Below are 21776 nucleotides of genomic sequence, written 5' to 3'. Positions count from 1 at the left end.
TTCAATAAAAACTAACTAATTATGAAATCAAAATTATTACTAACCGTACTATTACTGTTTACATCTTTTGCATTTTCGCAGACTTTCGATGTTAGCGGAACAGTACTAGATGGCTCGGGATTATCACTGCCGGGTGTGAATGTAAAAGTTAAAAGCTCTTCACAAAGTACAACCACAGACTTTGACGGATCTTTTAAATTATTAGGAGTTCCAAAAGGAACTATAGTTGTTTTCAGTTATATCGGTTTTAAAACGCAGGAAATTGCGGTTTTTGGAACCAAAATAACAGTTAAAATGAGCGACGATGCAAGATCTCTTGATGAAGTCGTTGTGATTGGTTATGGAACTCAAAAGAAAAGAGAAGTAACCGGAGCGGTTTCTGTAGTAGACAGTAAAACGCTGGATATTTTAAAACCAATTAAAGTAGAACAAGCCTTGCAGGGAACAGTTTCCGGAGTAAATGTAACTACACAATCCGGAGCACCGGGTGCAAAACTCGATATCCGTATTCGTGGTATCGCTACCAATGGAGAAAATGGTCCACAGGCTATTATCGATGGCTATGTTGGTGACTTAAGTTTGCTAAATCCAAATGATATTGAAACTATTACAGTTTTAAAAGATGCACAAGCTGCCATTTACGGAACAATTGGCGCAAACGGAATTATTTTGATTACCACTAAAATGGGTAAGAAAAACTCAAAAACTAAAATATCCCTTAATAGTTATTCAGGATTTCAGGAAGCTTCAAGAAAATTACCAATGCTTGATGCTACAGAATATGCTTTATTATTAAATGAAAGTTATGCAAATGGGGGAAGAGCACTTCCTTATCCAAATGCAAGTGGTTTAGGAAAAGGAACGGATTGGCAAAAAGAAGTTTTGGGTACAGGCGTTCCCATTTTAAATACTGATTTAACAATCTCCGGAGGATCTGACAAGATTACTTATGCAATAAGTGGTTCGCATTTGGATCAGGAAGGAATTGTGGGTCAGGATAAATCAGGCTTTTTAAGAAATACGGCCAGAATTGCTTTAGGTGCTGATCTAAGCGATAAATTCAAAATAAAAACAAATGTAATTTATACCTATTTTAATAGGAAAACAATAAACGAAAACGGATTAGGATCTGTATTGTTTAATGCCTTAAACGTGCCGGCTACTATTGCTCCATATGATGCAAACGGTGATTTTACTTTAGTTCCAAGTACAACAGGATTGGGAACAGAAATCATAAATCCGCTAGCGCAGATTGATAATACTTATAACGATTATAACTATAAAAAGCTGAATGGAAATTTTGGTTTTGATTATAAAATTTTCAAAGGCTTTGTTTTATCAAGTTCTATAGGATTTAATACTTCAAACAGCGAAGGAAAGATTTTTGGAAAACAAGTAAGTTATGGTGGAAAAGTTTTTGATGTGCAAAGAAGTTCTGTAAGGCAAACTACAACAAATGATAATGATTATTCATTTGATATTTATGGAACATATACCGCAAAAATTGCTGAGAATCATAATATCACCGCGACATTAGGAAATACCATTTTTAAGACATGGGGAAATTCAGCTAATGCAACAGGATTTGACGTTCCAAATAATTCATGGGAATATGCAGATCTTTCTCTAACGAAAGGATTACCAACTGCCGTAAACACAGGCGGATATGTTTACGACCAAAGAAGACTTTCTTACTTTGGAAGAGCGCAGTACGATTATAAAGGAAAATACCTTTTATCAGCAATGATCAGACGTGATTCTTCGACAAAATTTGGTCCGGGAAACAAAGTGGGATATTTTCCTTCTTTTACAGGAGGTTGGGTAGTTTCTGATGAAGGCTTCTTTGGAGAATCAAAAACTGTAAATTTCTTAAAATTCAGAGCTAGTTATGGTACTTTAGGAAACGATCAAATTCCGAATAACGGTTACTTAGGACTTTTAACAGGAGAAGCAACTTATGTATTTGATGGAAACTTAGTAAGCGGAATCGCAACAGGGCAAATTCCTAATCAAGATTTGAAATGGGAAGAAGCGAAAAAGTTTGATGTTGGTTTAGATTTAAGATTATTCAATGATAAAGTTTCTGTCGTAGCAGATTACTTTATAGATACAAGAGAAGATCTTTTGATACCAAATATTCCGGTTTCAGGAATTATAGGAATAGGTGCTCCGGGTGCAAGTGCTCCAACATTAAATGCGGGTTCAGTTAGAAATTCAGGTTTAGAATTCGCTATTGATTACAAAGAAAAACTTTCAGATTCTTTTAGTTTTAGTGTAGGTTATAATGTGACGTTTATTGAAAATGAAGTTTTAGAAGTAAATAACGGAACCGGAATTATTGAACAAGGCGGTTTTGGAGTCGGTCAGCCAGCGGCTTCACGTATGGAAGCAGGAAAACCAATAGGGTATTTTTACGGTTACAAAACAGATGGATTGTTTCAAAATCAGGCAGAAGTTGATGCTCATCCATCACAATTGGCTTTAGGGGCAAATGCAGCACCCGGAGATATTCGTTATGTAGATTTAAATGGAGATGGTGTAATTGATACGCAAGATAAAACCGATATTGGAGATCCAATTCCTGAAGCTACAATGGGATTTAATTTTCAGTTAAATTATAAAAACCTTGATTTTGCACTTTACAGTTTTGCATCAGTAGGAAATGATATGGTTCGTAATTACGAGAGAGTACTTTCTGATGCTAATCGTTTAGATTATGTTTTAGACAGATGGACAGGCGAAGGAACAAGTACTACTGTGCCTAGAGTTACCACAGGAGCAACTGCAAACAATGTACTTTCCGATTATTTTGTAGAAGATGCTTCTTATTTCAGGATTCAAAACATACAATTGGGGTATACACTTAACCCTAATGTATCTCAAAAAGCAGGAATTACGAAACTAAGACTTTATGCTGGAGTAAATAATTTATACACTTTTACGAAGTATAAAGGTTTTGATCCAGGCTCTTCAGCCGGACCTACAAATCAGGATGGAGTTTCTCAATCACCAATTGGTGCCGGGATTGATTACGGATATTATCCAGTTCCAAGAACCTATTTATTGGGTTTAAACATTAATTTTTAATTTCAATAAAATGAAAAAATATTTAATCACAACCATTATAACACTTACAATTTTCTCGACAATAAGTATTTCTTGTTCCGATGAATTTGTAAGTCCAAAACCTAAGTATTCTATAGATTCTGAAAATTATTTCAATTCAAAAGAAGACTATAATGATGCTTTAGTTGCTACTTATGATTTGCTGCAATCTTCTTATGTAAATGTTTTATTAGGAGAAATTGCTTCAGATAATACATTATGCGGAGGAGAAAGCCCTACAGACGTAATTGGTTTTCAGCAAATAGACGACATGATTCATACACCGGTAAACAGTAATTTAAGAGATATCTGGAATTGGATGTTTGCAGGGGTTCAAAGAGCCAACTATATTCTTGAATTTCAGGATAAAACCGATTTTGAGGGAAAAAACCAGCTAATTGCAGAAACGCGTTTTCTGAGAGCATATTACCAGTTTGAGTTAGTAAAATGGTTTGGTGGAATCCCGATGAAAGGAGATGTCAGATTTAAAGTTGGAGATGAAAAAACAGTAGCAAGATCATCAGCTCAGGAAGTGTATGCTTCAATTGAAGCTGATTTGATTTTTGCTGCAGCTAATTTATCTCCAACGCCATCTCAAAAAGGAAGAGTAACAAAAGGCGCTGCACAGGCATTATTAGGAAAGGCTTATTTGTATCAAAACAAGTATGCGCAAGCCGCGACAGCTCTTGATGCAGTGATTACTTCAGGAAAATATTCTTTGCAATCAGATTATAACGCGATGTTTGAATTGGATGGAGAAAACGGTACCGAATCTGTTTTTGAAGTGCAGTATACAGATGTTGAAGGAGCTGGTTTTACTTGTTTACAATGTAGTGAAGGAAACGTTGCAGTTGGTTTTAGTGGTATCCGTAATTATTCAGGACCATTATTTTCATCTGGATTTAGTTTTAATATTCCAACCAAAGAAAGTGCCGATGCTTTTGAAGTAGGTGACAAACGTAAAGATGTTGCTATATTGGATATTGTGGCTTTTGCTGCTGCAAATGCTTCATTTGATGGAGGTAAAGGTGTAAGCTTCGGAAAAGGAAATGAAGACACAGGGTATTTCAACAGAAAATATCTCCCAAGAAAAAGAAGCGCAACTGCAGCTGGAGATTTGAATCTTACAAATCCAAACAATTATAGAGCAATCCGTTATGCAGATGTTTTATTAATGGCTGCTGAAGCTTATAACAGAGGTGCAATAGACGATGGAAAAGCAAGAAATTATCTAAATCAAGTAAGAAGACGTGCTTTTGGAGATAACAATCATGACGTTTCAGTTTCAGGTGCAGCCTTGACCGATTTCATTTTGGCAGAAAGAAGAATAGAACTTTTTGGAGAAGGACACCGTTTCTTTGATTTGGTAAGAACAGGAAAAGCTGTTGGGAAAATTCCGGGTTTTACGGCAAATAAAAACGAATTATTTCCACTTCCAATTGAAGAAATTCAATTCGCAAACGGAAACTGGCAACAAAACCCTGGATATTAAAAAAACACTATTATGAAAAAATTACATTTAATTATAAGTCTTTTCGTTTTAACAATATTTCTAGGTTGTTCAAGCGATGAAAGCAGCAATATCGATTTAGACGGTATAAGTGCACCGGCTAATGTGTCTGCTTTGACCACAGTAACACAGGACAATACGGGTAAAGTTACTTTTATACCAAAAGGAGAAGGTGTTACGCAATATAAAATTAATTACGGTGACGGATCGCCGGAGTCTGCTTACTTTGGAGCGGGTGGAACAACAACACATACTTACAAAGAGGGTGTTTATCAATCGAAAATTATAGCAATGGGAATTTCAGGAAAAATTACTGAAGTGATCCAGCCGGTTGTGGTTTCTTTTAGAGCTCCTGAAAATTTGAAAGTGGTTATAACAAATGATATATCAGTTTCTAAAAAAGTTACTGTAAAAGCAACAGCAGATTTTGCATTGTTTTACGATGTCTATTTTGGAGAAACTGGAAAACCTGAACCAATTTCAGCTAACAACGGCGAATCAGTATCTTATGTTTATAAAGAAGCAGGAACTTACACGATTCGTGTAGTTTCAAAAAGTGCTGCAATTAAAACAACGGAGTATACAGAGCAATTTGCGGCTAAGCTTGTACTTAATCCGACCACTTCAGCGACAACTCCGCCTAACAGACCAGCCGGAAACGTGATTTCTATTTACAGTTCAAAATACACAAATGTGGCCGGAACTAATTTCTATCCAAATTGGGGACAATCAGGCGGTTATTCAGAATTTGATCTGAATGGCGATAAAATGCTGAATTATACTAATTTAAATTATCAGGGAATTGCTTTGGCAGATAATGTAACAGTTGATGTTTCAGGAATGGATTACATTCACATGGATGTTTGGACAGCAGATTTACAAAAATTGGAAACTTCTCTAATCAGTAAAACGAATGGAGAAAGACCAGTTGTAAAAGATCTGATTGCAAACCAATGGACCAGTATTGATATTCCGATTTCCGATTTTACCAGTCAGACAAACTTTAAGGTAGCCGATATTTTTCAATTGAAACTGGTTGGAACTCCTGCAGGTAAAAACGTTTTTATTGATAATATTTATTTCTATAAAAATGGAGAAGCATTAAATGTTGCGGCGCCAACACCAACAAAACCGGCGAGCGATGTAATCTCAATGTTTAGTGATGCTTATTCAAATGTGCCAATTGCAACATGGCGTACAGATTGGTCAGCTGCAACATTAGAAGAAACGGCTGTAGCAGGAAACGCAGTAAAAAAATACTCCGATTTGAATTTTGTGGGTATCGAGCCAAGTGCAACAATTGATGCTTCTGCAATGACTCATTTTCATGTTGATGTATGGTCAGCTGATTTTACAGAATTCAGAATAAAATTAGTCGATTTTGGTGCTAATGGCGTGTACAATGGTGGAGGAGATGACAAAGAACACGAAATCAAAATTACAGCTCCTGCAAAAGGATCGTGGGTGAGTTTAGACATCCCTTTAACAGATTTTACCGGATTAACAACACGAGCCCATATTGCGCAACTTATTTACTCAGGAAATCCTAGCGGAACACATACTATATATATAGATAATGTTTATTTCCATAAATAAAATAAGCATTTTAAAAGAGATTAAAATGAATTTACATTTTATAAAAAATAACAAAATGAAAAAATATAATAAATACTTCGTATTACTTTTTGCACTCCTGCTAGTAATAAGTTGCCAAAAAGATGATTACGCTTTTGGTGATTTGTCTGCACCGACCAATTTACAAGTGAAAGCTGAAATTGTTGGAAAAACAACCGCTGCTCCCAACGGAGACGGGTCAGGAATGGTAAAGCTTACTGCAACAGCAGATAACGCTATTTCATATAAATATGTATTTACTGACGGTACTACAGAAAATGCACCAAGTGGTGTATTTACTAAACGTTTTACCAAAACAGGTTTAAATAAATATACGGTAACGGTAATTGCTTCAGGAAAAGGAGGCATTGCAACAAATACGACAATTGACGTTGAGGTTTTAAGTAATTTCAGCGATGATGAAGCGGTTCAGTTTTTAACAGCCGGAACTTCAAAAAAATGGTATTGGTCAGCGTCTGAACCGGGTCATTTGGGTGTTGGGCAAAATGATGGAGATGCCACTAAAAACTATTATGCAAACTATTATATGGCAGGTGCCTTCGAAAAAGCAGGATCGCCAAGCAGTAGTTGTTTGTACGAGAACGTATTGACATTCTCTCTTGAAGGTGAACAGCTGAAATTTGAATTAAATAATGGAGGATCAACTTTCTTTAATGCTTCTTTTGCAAGTGTGGCTGGAGGAAGCGGGCCAGATGATGCTTGTTTGTCATACAATACGGCTGGTAAAAAATCAGTTTCATTGAGCCCTTCAGAATCAGTTATAATGTCAAATCCAAATCACGCAACTCAAACCAGAGGAACGACAATGAACTTCTCTGATAACGGATTTATGGGGTATTACATTGGACAGAGTTCGTACGAGATTCTATCAATTACAGCGAATAGAATGGTAGTGAGAGCAGTTATGGGTGGAAATCCGGCATTGGCATGGTATCATATTTTTACCACTACAAAACCAACTCAGGCTCCACCGGCAGATTTTACAAAATTAGTATGGTCAGATGAATTTAATACCGACGGAGCACCTGATGCTACAAAATGGAACTATGATTTAGGTAAAGGTGATAACGGTTGGGGAAATAATGAAAAACAGAATTACACCAACTCGGCTACAAACGTAATTGTACAAGGCGGAAGTTTGAAAATTACAGCTAAAAAAGAAGCTTCAGGCGGAGCAGATTATTCTTCGGCAAGATTAAAAACAGACGCTAAATTTGCATTTACTTACGGAAAAGTTGAGGTTAAGGCTAAACTTCCAATCGGAGCAGGAACCTGGCCTGCAATCTGGATGCTGGGTCAAAATTATGCTACGAAACCATGGCCAGCCTGTGGAGAAATTGATATTATGGAGCATGTAGGGAATAACCAAAATGTAATTCTAAGTACACTACATTATCCGGGACACTCTGGAGGAGGTGGCAATACAGGCTCTAAAACAATACCAAATGTTTCAACAGAATTTCATGTTTATAAAGCGGTTTGGAGTGCAGCATCAGTTACAACATTTGTAGACGATGTTCAGATTCATTCCGTTCCTAATGATGGCTCTTTGCCTTTTAATAGTGACTTTTTCTTAATTCTAAATGTTGCAATGGGAGGTAATTTGGGAGGCAATATTGATGCGGCTTTCACGCAGTCTTCTATGGAGATTGATTACGTAAGGGTATATCAATAGATTATAGATTAATTAGTAATAATGAAATGAGAAGGTCAGTTTTAGGCTGACCTTCTTAATTTTTGTAAATTTAAAATGCTACTATGAAAAAAATAATGGTATTGCTATTAATTAGCAGTTTTTGTTTCGCACAAGAAGTAAAGAGGAAACTGGTTTGGGAAGAAAATTTCAATAATAAGGATTTAAACGAAAAAGACTGGAACTTTGAAGTTGGCGATGGTTGTCCGAATCTTTGTGGTTTCGGAAATAATGAAAGACAAATTTATACCAAAACAAACCACGAATTTAAAGAGGGTAATTTTGTTATTGAAGCCAAAAAAGAAGAAAACAAATACACTTCAACCAAAATTACAACAAAAGGTAAAAAAGAATTCTTGTACGGACGAATTGAAGCCAGAGCAAAATTACCAGTTGGACACGGTTTGTGGCCGGCATTTTGGATGTTAGGTGCTAATATAGACGAAGTTCATTGGCCAAAAACAGGTGAAATAGATATACTGGAATATATTGGAAGAGATCCGGGCATGGTGTACACAACTTTGCATACACAAGACAGCCACGGAAATACAATCAATACAAAAAGAACTCCTTTTCCTAATATTGAAGAAGGATATCATGTTTACGCAATCGAATGGACGAAAGATAAAATTGATTTTTTTGTAGATAAGACTTTAGTTTATACTTTTAATCCTCCAGTGAAAAATGAAGATACATGGCCATTTAATAAGCCTTTTTATATAATTGTAAATTTAGCCATTGGAGGGAATTTTGGAGGCCCTGAAGTAGATGACAAGGTGTTACCGCAAAAATATTATGTAGATTATGTACGTGTATATCAATAACAAATTAAAGTAAAAAAAATAGATATAAGTGTCTTAAGTGTTTAGTTGTAAGTTATTTATGTCTATTTTTTTTATACTTAAAACTTTTTAAATTTGATGTTTTAACGCAGTTTATCGATTAAGTTTAATTTTTATTTATATTTTTTGATATTTTTCTATTAATTATTCTCATTTTTATTTGCTTTTTAAAATAATAATTTGTTAAATTTGGTCACGATATTAACATAAACAAAAAAGATACGCCTATACAATAAAATTACTTTTTAGAAAAATTACTCCAAATTATAAAAACTAAAAAAGTAGTATTATGGCAGATCTGCATATTCCAGACGCTCTATTAGTAAAAAATTATATCGAAGGCAATGAAACAGCTCTTTCGATACTAATTAAAAGGCACGAGTCTAAAATATATGGATTCATATATTCAAAGATTGCTGATAGAGATATTTCAAACGATATTTTTCAAGACACTTTTATTAAGGTAATCAAAACTTTAAAAAGTAATTCATATAATGAAGAAGGTAAATTTTTGCCTTGGGTTATGCGTATTTCTCACAATTTAATTGTAGATCATTTTCGTAAAACCAAAAAAATGCCAATGTACAGAGAAACAGAAGAGTTTTCTATTTTTTCTATTATGTCTGACGATTCCTTAACTATTGAAGCTAAAATGATCGTTGATCAGGTAGAAGTTGACTTGAAAAGATTGATTGAAGAGCTTCCTGAAGATCAAAAAGAAGTATTGGTAATGCGTATGTATCAGGACATGAGTTTCAAGGAAATCTCTGAACTAACGGACGTTAGCATCAATACAGCGCTAGGAAGAATGCGTTACGCTTTAATGAATTTGAGAAAAATAATTGATAAACATCAAATTATTTTAACCAACTAATACTATTTTGAATATTAGCTCGTTATACTTTATATAAACATATTTATAGTATGGCGAAAATTTACTCTAAGAAGGAATTAGCTTCTAAAAATCTAAAACCTAAGAAAGAAGTTGTTTCTTTCTTGCTAAACTATTCACAAGCACTAACAGTTGTGAAAGTTAATGATAAAAGTTTTGAGATTATAGCTAATTAAACAGCCCACTATCTCAGTCGGATGTTTATTCTAAAACCAAATTTATTTTGGTTGAAAACTCACTATTTGTACATAAATGCAGATAGTGAGTTTTTTTTATTATTTAAATAATAAAGTAAGATTATTAGTATGTATTTTTTATTTATAAATTTTAATTAATCACTTTTTCGTGTGATTTTTCTCGCTGTTTAGTTAAAATGTTATATTTAGGTTAAAATTTATTTGTTTATTCGGTATTTAGTTTTATTTTAGTTAAAAAAGTTGATTTAAATACAGAGAAATTACTGATTAGGGAAGTTTTTCGTATTAAAACAAGTAAATGATTGGATAATTAATGATATAAAGGAAAAAATGTTTAACCAAAATAACCATAATCTATGAAGAAAAATTACACAGACTTATTTTGTTTGTTTGTTGTGCATTTTTAAATGTTTTTGAAAAAAAGCATTAATGCAATAAGTGATTTTTAGAATTTCATTTCACCTAAAAAAATGTATTCTTTAATAAAAAAATCGCTTTAAGAACCCAAGTGTATTTAACAACCAAAGCAAACCCAAATGAAGAAGAACCTACAGATGGTATCATTTTTTCTATTGATAACCATCGGAGCATTTGCTCAACAAGACCAGATCAAAGACGCCCAGTCTTTGTATGACAAAGGGAAAAGCCAGGAAGCGCTGGCAATTTTAAATAAAACAGAATATCTTATAATTAATGCATCCGACGAAGATAAATCTGATTATTATTTTTTAAAGGGAAATGTGTTAAAAGATTTAGCTGTAAAAAATATAGATGCAGCTAATAATTTTACACTGGCCTCTCAGGCCTATCAGGATGTATTTTTATATGAAAATGAATCAGGAAAATTCAAGTTTACCGTTAAGGCGAATGCGGCATTAAAAGAAATGAAATCAAGTCTTGTTAATGGTGCAATGGCCGATTTTAATACCGGTAAATTCAAAGAAAGTGCAGAGAAAAGCTACAAAGTTTATTTATTTGATAAAAAAGATACACTAAACTTATTTAATGCTGCATCTTCTTCTATAAATGCTAAAGACTATGATTCTGCAATTAAATATTATGAGACCTTAAAAAAGATTAATTTTTCAGGAAAAGGAGTTTTGTATTACGCCACAAATAAGAAAACAAAAGAAGAAGATGTTTTTATTTCGCCAAAAGCAAGGGAATCAGCAATTCAGCAAGGACTTTACGAAAAGCCAAGAACGGAGTCCATTCCTTCCAAAAAAATTGATGTTAATAATAATTTAGCCTATTCTTATCTTGAGAAGAAAGATTATGCTAAGGCAGAAGTGATTTATAATTATGTTTTAGAGCTTAACCCAAATTATATTGATGCGTACATTAATATGGCCTATCTGAAAATGCAGGTAAAAAAAGATTTAGCTGATGAAATAGCAAATTTAGGAACTTCGCCGGCAGAGATGCAGAAATACGACAAGTTAAATGCCAGAAAAGATGATATTGCCCGTAGTGCAATTCCGTATCTTAAAAAAGCTCTGACTTTAGAACCTAAAAACCCAGATGCAACAAAGTCACTTTTAGGTATTTATAGGTCGTTGGATATGACAAACGAATACAATGCTTTGAAAAATGGCATGTAAAAAATAAAAGAAGCTGCTAAATTTTCTTTTTAGCAGCTTCTTCTATAATTGATTTTTTACCAATAGTTCTGGTAATAATATCTTTCTCCAAACTCCACCCCCGAGCAGGCGAATATTCTCTTCCATACCAAATAATCTGAAGATGCAAATCGTTCCATATTTCTCTGGGAAATAATCTTTTAGCATCTTTTTCAGTCTGAACCACATTTTTTCCGTTCGAAAGATTCCATCGGTGCATCAATCTGTGAATGTGGGTGTCAACCGGAAATGCAGGAACCCCAAAAGCCTGAGACATTACAACACTTGCTGTTTTATGCCCAACAGCTGGCAATTCTTCAAGCGCTTCAAAACTTTGCGGAACCTTTCCATCGTGTTTATCAATTAAAATATGTGATAGACCATGAATTCCTTTCGATTTCATTGGCGATAAACCACAAGGCCGAATAATTTCCTTAATTTCTTCAATTGACATTTTGATCATATCATACGGATTATCAGCTTTCGCAAAAAGTAATGGCGTAATCTGATTCACACGTACATCCGTACATTGTGCCGAAAGTAAAACTGCGATTAATAAAGTATAAGGATCTTTATGGTTTAATGGTACAGGTATAGTAGGGTAGAGTTCTTTTAACGTATTTATAACAAATTGTACGCGGGCTTCTTTATTCATTTCCGTATTTTTAATCTCGTAAAAATAGTATAATTTTAATGATGTGCCTAATCCAGCTTTCCGTTTCAACTCCTCATTGTTAAAGCAACATTTTTAAGCATTAACAAGAGCTTCCTCCGGTCGCTTTCTTAATGCAAAAAATGAAAGCTTTCACAATTCCGGGGTTTCCACTGGAATCTGGGGCAAAAAGTTATGAATTATAAGTTATAAGTTATGAGTTATAATTTATCCGTAGAAAATATTGAGCCCGATCTTGACTCTTGGCTCTATATTCTAAAAAAATCTAAAATCAACAATCTAAAATATCAACATGACAACATTAAAAGCAGGCGATAAAGCTCCAAATTTCTCAGGAGTAGACCAAGACGGAAAAATACATAAATTGGCAGATTATGCCGGAAAAAAATTGGTGGTTTTCTTTTATCCAAAAGCAAGTACGCCTGGTTGCACAGCTGAAGCTTGCGATTTACGAGATAATTTTGAGCGTTTTAAAGCCAACAATTATGAACTTCTAGGTGTAAGCGCCGACAGTCAAAAAGCACAATCAAAATTCAAGGACAAATACGAATTTCCGTTTCCGTTATTAGCAGATGAAGACAAATCAGTAATCAACGCTTTCGGTGTTTGGGGACCAAAGAAATTCATGGGAAGAGAATATGACGGAATCCACAGAACTACTTTCGTAATCGACGAAAAAGGAATTATAGATGAGGTAATCGAAAAAGTGAAAACAAAAGAACACGCTTCACAGATTTTGAAGTAGAGTTTAGTTTCAGGTTTCAGGTTTCAGGTTTCAGGTTTCAGGTTTCAGGTTTCAGGTTTCAGGTTTCAGGTTTCAGGTTTCAGGTTTCAGGTTTCAGGTTTCAGGTTTCAGGTTTCAGGTTTCAGGTTTCAGGTTAAGAATGTTAAACAACCCTGAGCGAAAACTTGAAACTTGAAACAAAAAAAACTTGAAACAAAAAAAAATCCCCGAAAGAAAAACTTTTCTTTCGGGGATTTTTTTAAGTATTCTGTTCTAATTCCTTTTCCGGATGATATCCAAAAAGGTGATGTTCCTTTATAATTTCGGCAACTCCGGATGGAAGCATTGGTTCCCAACCCGTTTTTCCCTGACTGATCATTTTCAGAACTTCGCGTGAGAATACATTTAATATATCTGGATTGTAATCAACAATATCAACCACTTTTCCGTTGAATTTAAAGAATTTGTATAATTCTTTCATTCTTGGATGTACTTTTAGATTATCAGAAGTAATAACTTCACCATTTTCGCCTAACATCGGGTACAAGAATACTTTCATATCGCGGTAGAATAATTTTCCGAAAGCTTCCAGAATTCCACCACTCAAATGACGGTAGTATTTCTCATCAAAAATATCAACTAAATTATTTACTCCCATTGCTAATCCCATTCTGGCTTTGGTATAATTAGCAAAATATTCTACCACTTTATAGTATTCCTGGAAGTTCGAAATCATTACGGTCTGACCTAATGAACAAAGTAATTCGGCTCTGTCCATAAAATCACGCTCATCGATTTCACCATCCGAACGTAAATTTGAAAGTGTAATTTCAAAAACAACCAATGTATTGTCTTTTTCTACCTTATTTTCATCAAGAAACATTTTTAATGATTTCTCATACATATCAAGGTTTACATTAGTAACCGGACGGAAACTTCCTCTAAAAGCAAGAAGATTTTTTTTGTATAAAACAGCGGCAGGTAAAACGTTTTTTCCATCAGGATTAAACATTACGGCATCTGTCATTCCGTTTTTAACCAATTGCAAACTCATTAACCGATTATCAACATCAGCAAAACGTGGTCCTGAGAAGTTAATAGTATCGATTTCAAGCTGGTCTTTATCTAAGTGATCGTATAAATAACGAAGTAGTCGTTTTGGATCATTATATTTGTAAAAAGCACCGTAAATTAAGTTTACACCTAAAATTCCCAGTGTTTCTTGTTGTAGTCTAGCGTCAGTCTCTTTAAAACGAATGTGAAGAATAATTTCGTTGTAAGCTTCGTCTGGTTCAATTTGGTATCGGATTCCAACCCAGCCGTGACCTTTAAATTGTTTGGCAAAATCAATAGTGGCAACCGTATTGGCATAACTAAAGAAAAGTTTGTTGGGGTGTTTTTCTCTACTTAAACGCTCTTCAATTAGTTCACCTTCAAAGGTTAACATTTTTTTGAGTCGGTTTTCAGTAACGTAGCGACCGTCGCCTTCAATTCCGTAAACGGCGTCACTAAAATCTTTGTCATAGGCAGACATTGCTTTTGCAATAGTTCCCGATGAACCTCCGGATCTGAAAAAATGCCTAACAGTTTCTTGTCCAGCGCCAATTTCAGCAAATGTTCCGTAAATATTCTCGTTTAAATTAATGCGTAACGCTTTGTCTTTTATAGAAGGAATCTGTTCGATGACCTTGTCACCTTTGAGTTTTATTTCTGTACCCATTTTATTTTAAATAGATTTGTTACAAAGTTAGCAAATTAGGCTTCTAATGAAAGAGAAATAATCCTATTTTTGTAAAAAAAATAAGTTCAATTGAAGGTATATTTTTTAGGTACTGGTACTTCCCAAGGTATCCCGATTATCGGGGTCGATCATCCTGTTTGTAAAAGCACTGATGCTAAGGACAAAAGACTCCGCGTAGCCATTTGGATTACATGGGATGAGCATTCATATGTAATTGATTGTGGACCTGATTTCAGACAGCAAATGCTTTCATGCGGCTGTCGAAAACTCGATGCAATTCTCTTTACACACGAACATGCAGATCATACGGCTGGTTTAGATGATATTCGTCCGTTTAATTTCCGTCAGGGAGAAATCCCCGTTTACGGACACGAACGCGTAATCGATAATCTAAAACGTCGTTTTGAATATGTTTTCGAAACCGTAAATAAATATCCGGGAGCGCCAAGCGTTAAAACAATCGAAGTAGTAAATAATGAACCGTTTGCTGTTGGAGATAAAATGGCAATTCCGGTAAACGTAATGCATGGCGATTTACAGGTTTTTGGGTATCGTATTGATGATTTTGCCTATTTAACAGATGTCAAAACGATTGAAGAAGTCGAAATTGAGAAATTAAAAAATCTAAAGGTTTTGGTGGTGAATGCATTGCGTGTCGAACCTCATGATACACACTTTAATCTGCAGGAAGCGCTTGATTTCATCAATTTGGTCAAACCGGAAAAAGCTTATTTGACACATATTAGTCATGTTTTAGGATTTCATGAAGAAGTACAAAAACAACTTCCTGAAAACGTCTTCCTGGCTTATGATAATTTAGAAATTACAATTTAATATAGTACACAAAATGAAAAAATCCTTAATGCTTTACCTTTTTATCCTTGCAATATTAATGAATATTTTTACTTATATGTTTTATAGCAGAGAAGTAAAATTTGGACAGGAACGATATGATAAAACCACTAAAAAGCTTAGAGATAGTATAAATTTAGTATCAGGAAAATTGGCGGACGCCGATTATTTTTCTTTAGAACATAATGAAAACGCACAAAATTACTTTGATAACAGTGCAACTGGAGGCAAAATTATTCAGTACGAAAAACTGATTCCGGTGGTAACCGAAAAATTATTGGATTTAAACGCTAATCCCAACGGAAACCCTTATACAGGTCAGGATAAAATTGGTCCAAACAAATTTATTATCAACAAGGTAAAAATCTTAAACCACAGATGGATTATTGCAGATTACAGCAATGGAGAAATTTGGGGAGAAGTCTTGTTAAAATATTTTGTTAATGATGATGAAAGCATTAATTTTGAAGTAAACCAAACGTTATTATATCAAAAATAGAATTTAATGTCCTTGATATTTTAACCTTAAATTGATGGGAACTATGAAAAAGCTATTTTTATTTTCGTTTATTATCTGTTTATCATTTTCTTGTGCTAAAAAAGTTTCTGAGGAAAAGAAAACAGTAAAAGAAGAAACAAAACCCGCCGTTGTAGTTGGTGGAGATTCTGATGAACATGGCTGTAAAGCTTCTGCAGGTTACACCTGGTCAATTCTTAAAAAGGAATGCATCCGGATTTTCGAAAACAGCACTAAACTTTCGCACGTCGAAGACGGTAAAACTTATACGACAGTTGCCTACGTAATCTTTGATGGAAATAAAGCAGAACTTTTCTTAGATACTCAAAAAGAATCTATTATTTTGGAAAGAAAATCAGAAGGAGATTCCTGGGTAAAAGATGATTTACAATTAAGCCCCTGGAAAGGGTATGTCTTGAAAAGAGGCGAGAAGATTATTTATACAGGACAATAGTTATATAAATGTAAAAAGGCGAGAAATATTTTTCTCGCCTTTTTTATTATAAGCCTTCAGAATCTTTTTCAGTTAATTGCTAATTTAGAAATCCGGGATTTTATTAAACTATATCTTTTATAAAATCAGAAGTAACAACCTGAGCAAATTCTTCATTCAAACTTGCTAAAGCAGTTTGGTGAATTGTTTCTGCAGAAAAATCTTCTCCATTTATACCTTTTTTATTAAAAGTTGCTGTTGAATCCGAAACCAAATAGGTTGTATAACCAAAGTTTCCTGCCATTCTGGTAGTTGTAGAAACACAATGATCTGTTGTTAAGCCTACAATCACAAGATTTTTGATTTTTGCATCATCAAGTAACTCTTTTAAGTTTGTTCCAATAAAAGCGCTGTTTACGTGTTTTTTGATGATGGTTTCACCTTCAATTGGTTTTACAACATCCTGAAATTCATTACCCGGATTTATTTCATTCAAAATCGAATTCGGATTAGATGAACAATGTTGAATATGGAAAATAGGAAGCTTTTTAGTTCTCCAAATTTCAAGAAGCTCTCCCGCCTTTTGTTCTGCATTTATATTATTGCGATCGCCACCCCAATAAGAAATATTATTAAATCCTTTTTGAATATCAATTAGGATTAATGCCGGATTTTCAATTTTTGTAATATTCATTTTTTTGGATTTAGATTGTTGTAAACGGCCACTGAAAACTGTAAACTACAAAGCCAGCCAATTCTTAAAATCAAAGAAATTTTGAGGTGCAACTCCATGCCCAACAGGATATTCTTTATAAGTAATAGGAATATTTAAATTTTCTAAAGCTGCAGGCGTTTTTCTTGCCCAATCCACCGGAATAACCTGATCTACAGTTCCGTGTGAAGCAAATATTTTAAGGTTTTTGAAGTCGTTTTTCTCAAAACCTTCCTTGATAATTTCGTTATTAAAATAACCACTCATGGCAACTACTCTCTGAACCTTTTCAGGATAAGAAAGTGCAACAGAATAGCTTAAAATTGATCCCTGACTGAAACCAATCAAAGTTACATTATTGGCATCAATTGGGTAATTAGCCACTAATTCATCAATGAATTCAGCAATTAAGTCACGTGAAGTTTTGGCTTGGTCGTTATCTGAAAATTTATTCTGATCAGCATCAAAATTGATTGCATACCAGGCATAAGCTCCGTATTGTAAATCGTAAGGCGCTCTTGCCGAAATAATATAGTAATTATTAGGAAGTTCAGTCGCAAATGAGAATAAGTCAGCTTCGTTGCTTCCGTATCCGTGTAATAAAATTAAAACGGGGTTTTTGTCTAAAATAACTTTAGGTTCTTGTATTTTATATTCTAAAGATAGATTCATATTTTTTAAGTATTCAGTCTCAGTCTCAGTTTTCAGCTAAGTCTGGACAATGTTTTTGGGATTTAATTTTTGGAATTTTATCCTATAGATTTAAACCATTTTTGAAAAAGATTTCCAACTAACGGAATTGGTCTTGTCTGTCCCTGAATAGCACTGAAAATACCGTACATCCATAAAATAGAAATACAGATCCACATTGGGAAAGTAATCATAAAACTGTCAAAGTTGCTGATAATAGCTCCGAAAGAAATGAAAGTCAAAGAAAGTCCTAATGCCTGACGTATATGAAAAGATGCAAAACTATTTTTATTTTCAGAGTTCATCGACATCGCAATTAAAACACCAATGATCAAAATATAACTGGTAATGGCGATTGATTTTCCCTCTTGTATTGAATTGTTCATTTTAATTATTTAGTAACAAGTTTATTTTGATTTAAAATTCCATAAACAGAACCTTTAATTTCAGTTCCTAAAAAAGCAGAATTTTTAGATTTTGAAAAAATATTTTCTTTCGTAAAAGTCGATTTTCCTTCAGGAGTGAAGAAAGTAAAGTTGGCTTTAGAACCTTCGGCAATTGAGTTGTTTTCAATTCCGAAAAGGGCTTTTCCTAATGTTAGCTTTTCGATTACAGTTTCTAAAGGTAAAACAGTTAACAAAGCTCCAAAAGCACTTTCTAACCCAATTGTTCCGTTTTTTGCTGTATCAAATTCCATTTTCTTGAATTCAATATCAATCGGATTATGATCTGAAGTGATCATATCGATTGTTCCGTCTAAAACTGCGTTTACAAGAGCAGTTCTGTCGGCTTCAGTTCTTAATGGTGGTGTTACTTTATATCTGGTGTCAAAACCTTCTAATTTTTCATCGGTTAAAACTAAATGATGTACAGAAACACTGCAGGTTACTTGTAAACCTTTTGCTTTAGCTTCTTTAATTAATTCAACTGATTTTGCAGTAGAAATTGTCGGAATATGTAGTTTTCCTCCAGCATATTCTAATAAAAATAAGTTTCTCGCCACTTGCAACTCTTCAGCTAAATTCGGAATTCCTTTTAAGCCTAATTTTGTCGAAACGATTCCTTCATTGGCAACTCCGTTTCCTTTGATGTTAGCATCTTGCGAATAAGCAATTACCAAACCGTCAAAATCCTGAACGTATTGCAAAGCAATTTTTAAAAGATTAGCGTTATCAAGGCTTTTATTATAATCTCCAAAAGCGATTGCTCCTGATTTCTTCATGTCAAACAATTCGGCCATATCTTTTCCTTCGCTTGCTTTGGTTAAAGCTCCAATTGGGAAAAGTTCTGAAGCAAAACCATTTGCTTTGTTTTTTACAAAATTTACCTGAGATTGATTATCGATAACAGGGAAGGAATTAGGTTGTAAAGCCACGCCTGTAAAACCGCTTTTTGCAGCAACATTCAATCCGTTTGCAATTGTTTCTCTGTCTTCATAACCTGGTTCTCCAAAAGAAACACTGCTGTCAAACCAGCCTTGAGAAAGATGTAAATTATCAAATTTAACTTCGGTTGTGTCCTCAATATCAAGAATTGAAGTTCCTATTTTTTCAATTAAACCATCTGCAATTAAAAGATCAACGGTCTGGTTGTGAAACGGACTTTTTGAATCGATAATTTTGGCGCTTCTGATGATTATTTTCATATGTAGATAAATTTATTTTAAATTGGAACCGTAATTTTTAACATTTTTAGTCATACAGTTTGTCATTTCGACGGAGGAGAAATCCTCGCAAGTAACTCCGCAACGGAAAGCCAATCTTTGTCGAGCTTCTCGCGGAGATTCCTCGTTCCTCGGAATGACAAACTAAAAGCAAAAAAGAAAAACGATAAGCTTTACTTTACGAATTTTATGATTGCCATTTCTAATGCTAAAAATAACAATGCAAAGATAACAAACCATTTCCAAATTTGGCTGTCAGTTCGTTCAGTTTGTAAGGTGTTAAAAATGGTCGAAATTGTATCGGCAGTTTTAAAATCTGAAACTACGTTTGTATTGATCTGACTCAAATCACTTTCGCTTCTTTTGTAATTGAAGCTTAGATTTTCAATAGATTGTTTTTTATCAAAAATGCTGTAATTTCCAGCTGTTTCCGGAAAATCGTTGAATGTTAATTTTACTTTGTTATTCAATATTTGCTGAATCGGAATAAAAGAATCTTCATTTCCTTTTACTTCCAGAATTGCATCTTTTGTCAATAAAACATCAACAAAATAAGGTTGATTACTGCCAATTGTTAAAGCATTTACGCCTGTTTTCTGATTGTTTTGTCCCATTTTATAAAAAAGAGGTACAATTAAAGGCGATTGCTGAAAATTTGAATTTTCTGAATTTATTGGTGCTGAAAAAACAGTAATTCCAGAAACCGGATTTTGAATTGCCGTTACAAATACACTTTGATCTTCATAAGATAAAACTGCCGGATACGGACTTGAAATATCGAAAGAATTATTTGTCTTTGGATATTGAAAATTAGTGATTTTATTCTCGAAAACACCTGAAAATAAAGGATGATCAAAGTTGATTTTAGTAATTAACTTGTTTTTGTTTTCAAGGTTTCTAAACTGAATTTTTCCAAAATTCCCAAGAAAAGAATTGAGATTTGAAACAGAAGTTTTTTCAGAAGGAATGACAACCAAATTTCCGCCTTTAGAAACAAAAGCTTTTAGAGTGGTTTGCAAAGCCTGTGGAACTTCTACTAATTCATTCAGAATAATAGTATTTTGATCTTCAAGACTATTATAATCTAAACTACTGACTGAGTAATTATGATAATTGAATTCAGCCGAAGTGTAAATTCGCGACAAGAAACTACTTTTTTCAGGTTCTCCGATGCTGATTACATTTGTTTTTTTAGTTTTTGAAATGCTGAAATACAATTTATTGTCGTAAGTAAGGCCATTATCTTCGATAGTTACATAACCGTGAAAAGCTTCTTTTGGAATCGTAAAATTGATTTCCTTTTTCTTCTTGTCAAAATTAATAATCGTTTTAGCAATCAGTTTATTTTGATTGTATAATGCCATCGAAATGGGTTTGAAATCATCACCATAAGCTGATAAATTAATTCCGATTTCATAAAAATTTTCTAATGTTTGATTAATGAAAACGCTGTCAATGGCAACATTGTTTTTTTGTTCTGCTTCCGGAATAATGAAATAAGGCTTTTCTTCAGAATCAATGTTTTTTATATCTTTTTCGGCTAAACCAACAGCATCAGTAATAATAACAATATCTTTTTTATGTGCCGATTTATGCGCTTTTATTTTTGCCATTATTGACGAAAGTTCAAAAGGCGTTGCACTGTGTTTTAGATTCTGTAAAGCACTTTTAGAAGATTTAATATCGGTATTCCAGTAATTATCAGTGTTGGTTAATAATGAAAACTGAGCAGTTTCTGGCGTATTTTCTAATAATTCCTGAACGGCACGTTTCAATAATTCGCCTTTTTTACCTTTAGCCTGCATACTAAACGAATTATCTAAAATGATATACATCTCGTTTGATGCGTTTTTACTGTCTTTGGCTTCGAAATAAGGCTGAGCAAAAGCTACGATAACACAAGTCAATAATAATAATCGGGTTGCCAGTAATAATCTTTTTTTGATTTTAGAACTTTTACGCGTCTGAACAGCAAGCTCTTTTAAGAATTTAACGTTCGTAAAATAAGAGGTTTTAAAACGTCTTAATTGAAACAAATGCACCAAAATTGGAACAATCAATAAAAACAGAAAGTATAGAATTTCGGGGTGTTTAAAGTGCATTCTGGCTTCGATTTATTTCACTACTTTTTGTAGATGCTGGTCAAAAATACAAATTTTTGGTCAAACCATATAAGTAATATAAGAGATTATAAACAAAGATTAATAGGAACTGAAATTTACATGGACTTATATTTCTCATATGGTTTATAAGATTAAAACTGAATTGGAAAAATGTA

The 21776-nt window shown here is 33.7% G+C and carries 19 protein-coding genes; 12 read left to right on the top strand and 7 right to left on the bottom strand.

From position 1 onward, the window contains the following. The first annotated feature begins 21 nt into the window (after positions 1 to 21). The 8 genes from AC6CH4_RS17605 (at position 22) to AC6CH4_RS17570 (ending at position 11475) form a co-directional block, all read left to right on the top strand. Positions 22 to 3087 (top strand): SusC/RagA family TonB-linked outer membrane protein, encoded by a 3066-nt coding sequence (locus AC6CH4_RS17605; protein WP_498105244.1) that lies wholly within the window; start codon positions 22 to 24, stop codon positions 3085 to 3087. Positions 3088 to 3097: 10 nt separating this feature from the next. After that, positions 3098 to 4597, top strand: a complete 1500-nt coding sequence (locus AC6CH4_RS17600; protein ID WP_498105242.1) for a RagB/SusD family nutrient uptake outer membrane protein — start codon at positions 3098 to 3100, stop codon at positions 4595 to 4597. A gap of 12 nt (positions 4598 to 4609) precedes the next feature. Then, positions 4610 to 6211: a hypothetical protein gene (locus tag AC6CH4_RS17595; protein WP_498105240.1), complete on the top strand. Its 1602-nt coding sequence runs from the start codon at positions 4610 to 4612 to the stop codon at positions 6209 to 6211. Between the two features lie 55 nt (positions 6212 to 6266). After that, on the top strand, positions 6267 to 7925 hold the full coding sequence (locus AC6CH4_RS17590) for a family 16 glycosylhydrolase (protein WP_498105238.1): 1659 nt from the start codon (positions 6267 to 6269) through the stop codon (positions 7923 to 7925). A gap of 83 nt (positions 7926 to 8008) precedes the next feature. Continuing rightward, the gene (locus AC6CH4_RS17585) at positions 8009 to 8767 is read left to right on the top strand and encodes a glycoside hydrolase family 16 protein (RefSeq protein ID WP_498105236.1); all 759 of its coding nucleotides are present in this window, start codon (positions 8009 to 8011) and stop codon (positions 8765 to 8767) included. A gap of 307 nt (positions 8768 to 9074) precedes the next feature. After that, positions 9075 to 9659 carry an RNA polymerase sigma factor gene (locus AC6CH4_RS17580; protein WP_498105234.1) on the top strand — a complete coding sequence of 195 codons (585 nt, stop codon included), beginning with the start codon at positions 9075 to 9077 and terminating at the stop codon, positions 9657 to 9659. Between the two features lie 50 nt (positions 9660 to 9709). Further along, positions 9710 to 9853: a hypothetical protein gene (locus AC6CH4_RS17575; RefSeq protein WP_198528475.1), complete on the top strand. Its 144-nt coding sequence runs from the start codon at positions 9710 to 9712 to the stop codon at positions 9851 to 9853. Between the two features lie 557 nt (positions 9854 to 10410). Continuing rightward, entirely contained in the window at positions 10411 to 11475 is a 1065-nt protein-coding gene (locus AC6CH4_RS17570; RefSeq protein ID WP_498105232.1) for a tetratricopeptide repeat protein, read from the top strand. Between the two features lie 16 nt (positions 11476 to 11491). On the opposite strand, the gene AC6CH4_RS17565 is transcribed toward AC6CH4_RS17570, so the two are convergent. Continuing rightward, positions 11492 to 12148 carry an endonuclease III domain-containing protein gene (locus tag AC6CH4_RS17565; protein WP_498105230.1) on the bottom strand — a complete coding sequence of 219 codons (657 nt, stop codon included), beginning with the start codon at positions 12146 to 12148 and terminating at the stop codon, positions 11492 to 11494. A gap of 310 nt (positions 12149 to 12458) precedes the next feature. Between AC6CH4_RS17565 and bcp the strand changes: the two genes are divergently transcribed. Continuing rightward, entirely contained in the window at positions 12459 to 12911 is a 453-nt protein-coding gene (bcp, locus tag AC6CH4_RS17560; RefSeq protein ID WP_498105228.1) for a thioredoxin-dependent thiol peroxidase, read from the top strand. Between the two features lie 238 nt (positions 12912 to 13149). On the opposite strand, the gene AC6CH4_RS17555 is transcribed toward bcp, so the two are convergent. Continuing rightward, positions 13150 to 14610 (bottom strand): TonB-dependent receptor, encoded by a 1461-nt coding sequence (locus AC6CH4_RS17555; protein WP_498105226.1) that lies wholly within the window; start codon positions 14608 to 14610, stop codon positions 13150 to 13152. A gap of 90 nt (positions 14611 to 14700) precedes the next feature. On the opposite strand from AC6CH4_RS17555, the gene AC6CH4_RS17550 reads away from it, so the two are divergent. From AC6CH4_RS17550 to AC6CH4_RS17540, 3 genes are read left to right on the top strand one after another with little or no spacing between them, the layout of a single operon-like run. Continuing rightward, a complete protein-coding gene (locus AC6CH4_RS17550) occupies positions 14701 to 15465 on the top strand; it encodes an MBL fold metallo-hydrolase (protein WP_498105224.1) in 765 nt (254 codons plus the stop codon). Between the two features lie 13 nt (positions 15466 to 15478). Further along, positions 15479 to 15982, top strand: coding sequence for a hypothetical protein (locus AC6CH4_RS17545; RefSeq protein ID WP_498105222.1), 504 nt, complete (start codon positions 15479 to 15481; stop codon positions 15980 to 15982). 43 nt (positions 15983 to 16025) lie between these two features. Then, the gene (locus AC6CH4_RS17540; RefSeq protein WP_498105220.1) at positions 16026 to 16454 is read left to right on the top strand and encodes a hypothetical protein; all 429 of its coding nucleotides are present in this window, start codon (positions 16026 to 16028) and stop codon (positions 16452 to 16454) included. Between the two features lie 103 nt (positions 16455 to 16557). On the opposite strand, the gene AC6CH4_RS17535 is transcribed toward AC6CH4_RS17540, so the two are convergent. The 5 genes from AC6CH4_RS17535 to AC6CH4_RS17515 form a co-directional block, all read right to left on the bottom strand. Further along, entirely contained in the window at positions 16558 to 17127 is a 570-nt protein-coding gene (locus AC6CH4_RS17535; RefSeq protein WP_498105218.1) for a cysteine hydrolase family protein, read from the bottom strand. A gap of 45 nt (positions 17128 to 17172) precedes the next feature. After that, positions 17173 to 17817, bottom strand: a complete 645-nt coding sequence (locus AC6CH4_RS17530; RefSeq protein WP_498105216.1) for an alpha/beta hydrolase — start codon at positions 17815 to 17817, stop codon at positions 17173 to 17175. Positions 17818 to 17894: 77 nt separating this feature from the next. Next, positions 17895 to 18221: a hypothetical protein gene (locus tag AC6CH4_RS17525; RefSeq protein WP_498105214.1), complete on the bottom strand. Its 327-nt coding sequence runs from the start codon at positions 18219 to 18221 to the stop codon at positions 17895 to 17897. A 5-nt stretch (positions 18222 to 18226) separates the two neighbouring features. Beyond that, complete coding sequence (locus AC6CH4_RS17520; RefSeq protein WP_498105212.1) at positions 18227 to 19480, bottom strand: dihydroorotase; 1254 nt, start codon at positions 19478 to 19480, stop codon at positions 18227 to 18229. Between the two features lie 191 nt (positions 19481 to 19671). Further along, positions 19672 to 21600, bottom strand: a complete 1929-nt coding sequence (locus AC6CH4_RS17515) for a BatA domain-containing protein (protein ID WP_498105210.1) — start codon at positions 21598 to 21600, stop codon at positions 19672 to 19674. Between the last annotated feature and the right edge of the window lie 176 nt (positions 21601 to 21776).

It is taken from the genome of Flavobacterium sp. GQ95, from assembly GCF_059758655.1.
This window is presented reverse-complemented; position numbering and strand designations above follow the sequence as displayed.

Bases quoted from the DNA above. Each gene is read 5' to 3' on its own strand.
- AC6CH4_RS17580 (WP_498105234.1), top strand. From the start codon at position 9,075: ATGGCAGATCTGCATATTCCAGACGCTCTATTAGTAAAAAATTATATC.
- AC6CH4_RS17565 (WP_498105230.1), bottom strand. From the start codon at position 12,148: ATGAATAAAGAAGCCCGCGTACAATTTGTTATAAATACGTTAAAAGAA.
- AC6CH4_RS17585 (WP_498105236.1), top strand. From the start codon at position 8,009: ATGAAAAAAATAATGGTATTGCTATTAATTAGCAGTTTTTGTTTCGCA.
- AC6CH4_RS17540 (WP_498105220.1), top strand. From the start codon at position 16,026: ATGAAAAAGCTATTTTTATTTTCGTTTATTATCTGTTTATCATTTTCT.
- AC6CH4_RS17555 (WP_498105226.1), bottom strand. From the start codon at position 14,610: ATGGGTACAGAAATAAAACTCAAAGGTGACAAGGTCATCGAACAGATT.
- AC6CH4_RS17545 (WP_498105222.1), top strand. From the start codon at position 15,479: ATGAAAAAATCCTTAATGCTTTACCTTTTTATCCTTGCAATATTAATG.
- AC6CH4_RS17535 (WP_498105218.1), bottom strand. From the start codon at position 17,127: ATGAATATTACAAAAATTGAAAATCCGGCATTAATCCTAATTGATATT.
- AC6CH4_RS17530 (WP_498105216.1), bottom strand. From the start codon at position 17,817: ATGAATCTATCTTTAGAATATAAAATACAAGAACCTAAAGTTATTTTA.
- AC6CH4_RS17605 (WP_498105244.1), top strand. From the start codon at position 22: ATGAAATCAAAATTATTACTAACCGTACTATTACTGTTTACATCTTTT.
- AC6CH4_RS17570 (WP_498105232.1), top strand. From the start codon at position 10,411: ATGAAGAAGAACCTACAGATGGTATCATTTTTTCTATTGATAACCATC.
- AC6CH4_RS17575 (WP_198528475.1), top strand. From the start codon at position 9,710: ATGGCGAAAATTTACTCTAAGAAGGAATTAGCTTCTAAAAATCTAAAA.
- AC6CH4_RS17515 (WP_498105210.1), bottom strand. From the start codon at position 21,600: ATGCACTTTAAACACCCCGAAATTCTATACTTTCTGTTTTTATTGATT.
- bcp (WP_498105228.1), top strand. From the start codon at position 12,459: ATGACAACATTAAAAGCAGGCGATAAAGCTCCAAATTTCTCAGGAGTA.
- AC6CH4_RS17520 (WP_498105212.1), bottom strand. From the start codon at position 19,480: ATGAAAATAATCATCAGAAGCGCCAAAATTATCGATTCAAAAAGTCCG.
- AC6CH4_RS17590 (WP_498105238.1), top strand. From the start codon at position 6,267: ATGAAAAAATATAATAAATACTTCGTATTACTTTTTGCACTCCTGCTA.
- AC6CH4_RS17600 (WP_498105242.1), top strand. From the start codon at position 3,098: ATGAAAAAATATTTAATCACAACCATTATAACACTTACAATTTTCTCG.
- AC6CH4_RS17595 (WP_498105240.1), top strand. From the start codon at position 4,610: ATGAAAAAATTACATTTAATTATAAGTCTTTTCGTTTTAACAATATTT.
- AC6CH4_RS17525 (WP_498105214.1), bottom strand. From the start codon at position 18,221: ATGAACAATTCAATACAAGAGGGAAAATCAATCGCCATTACCAGTTAT.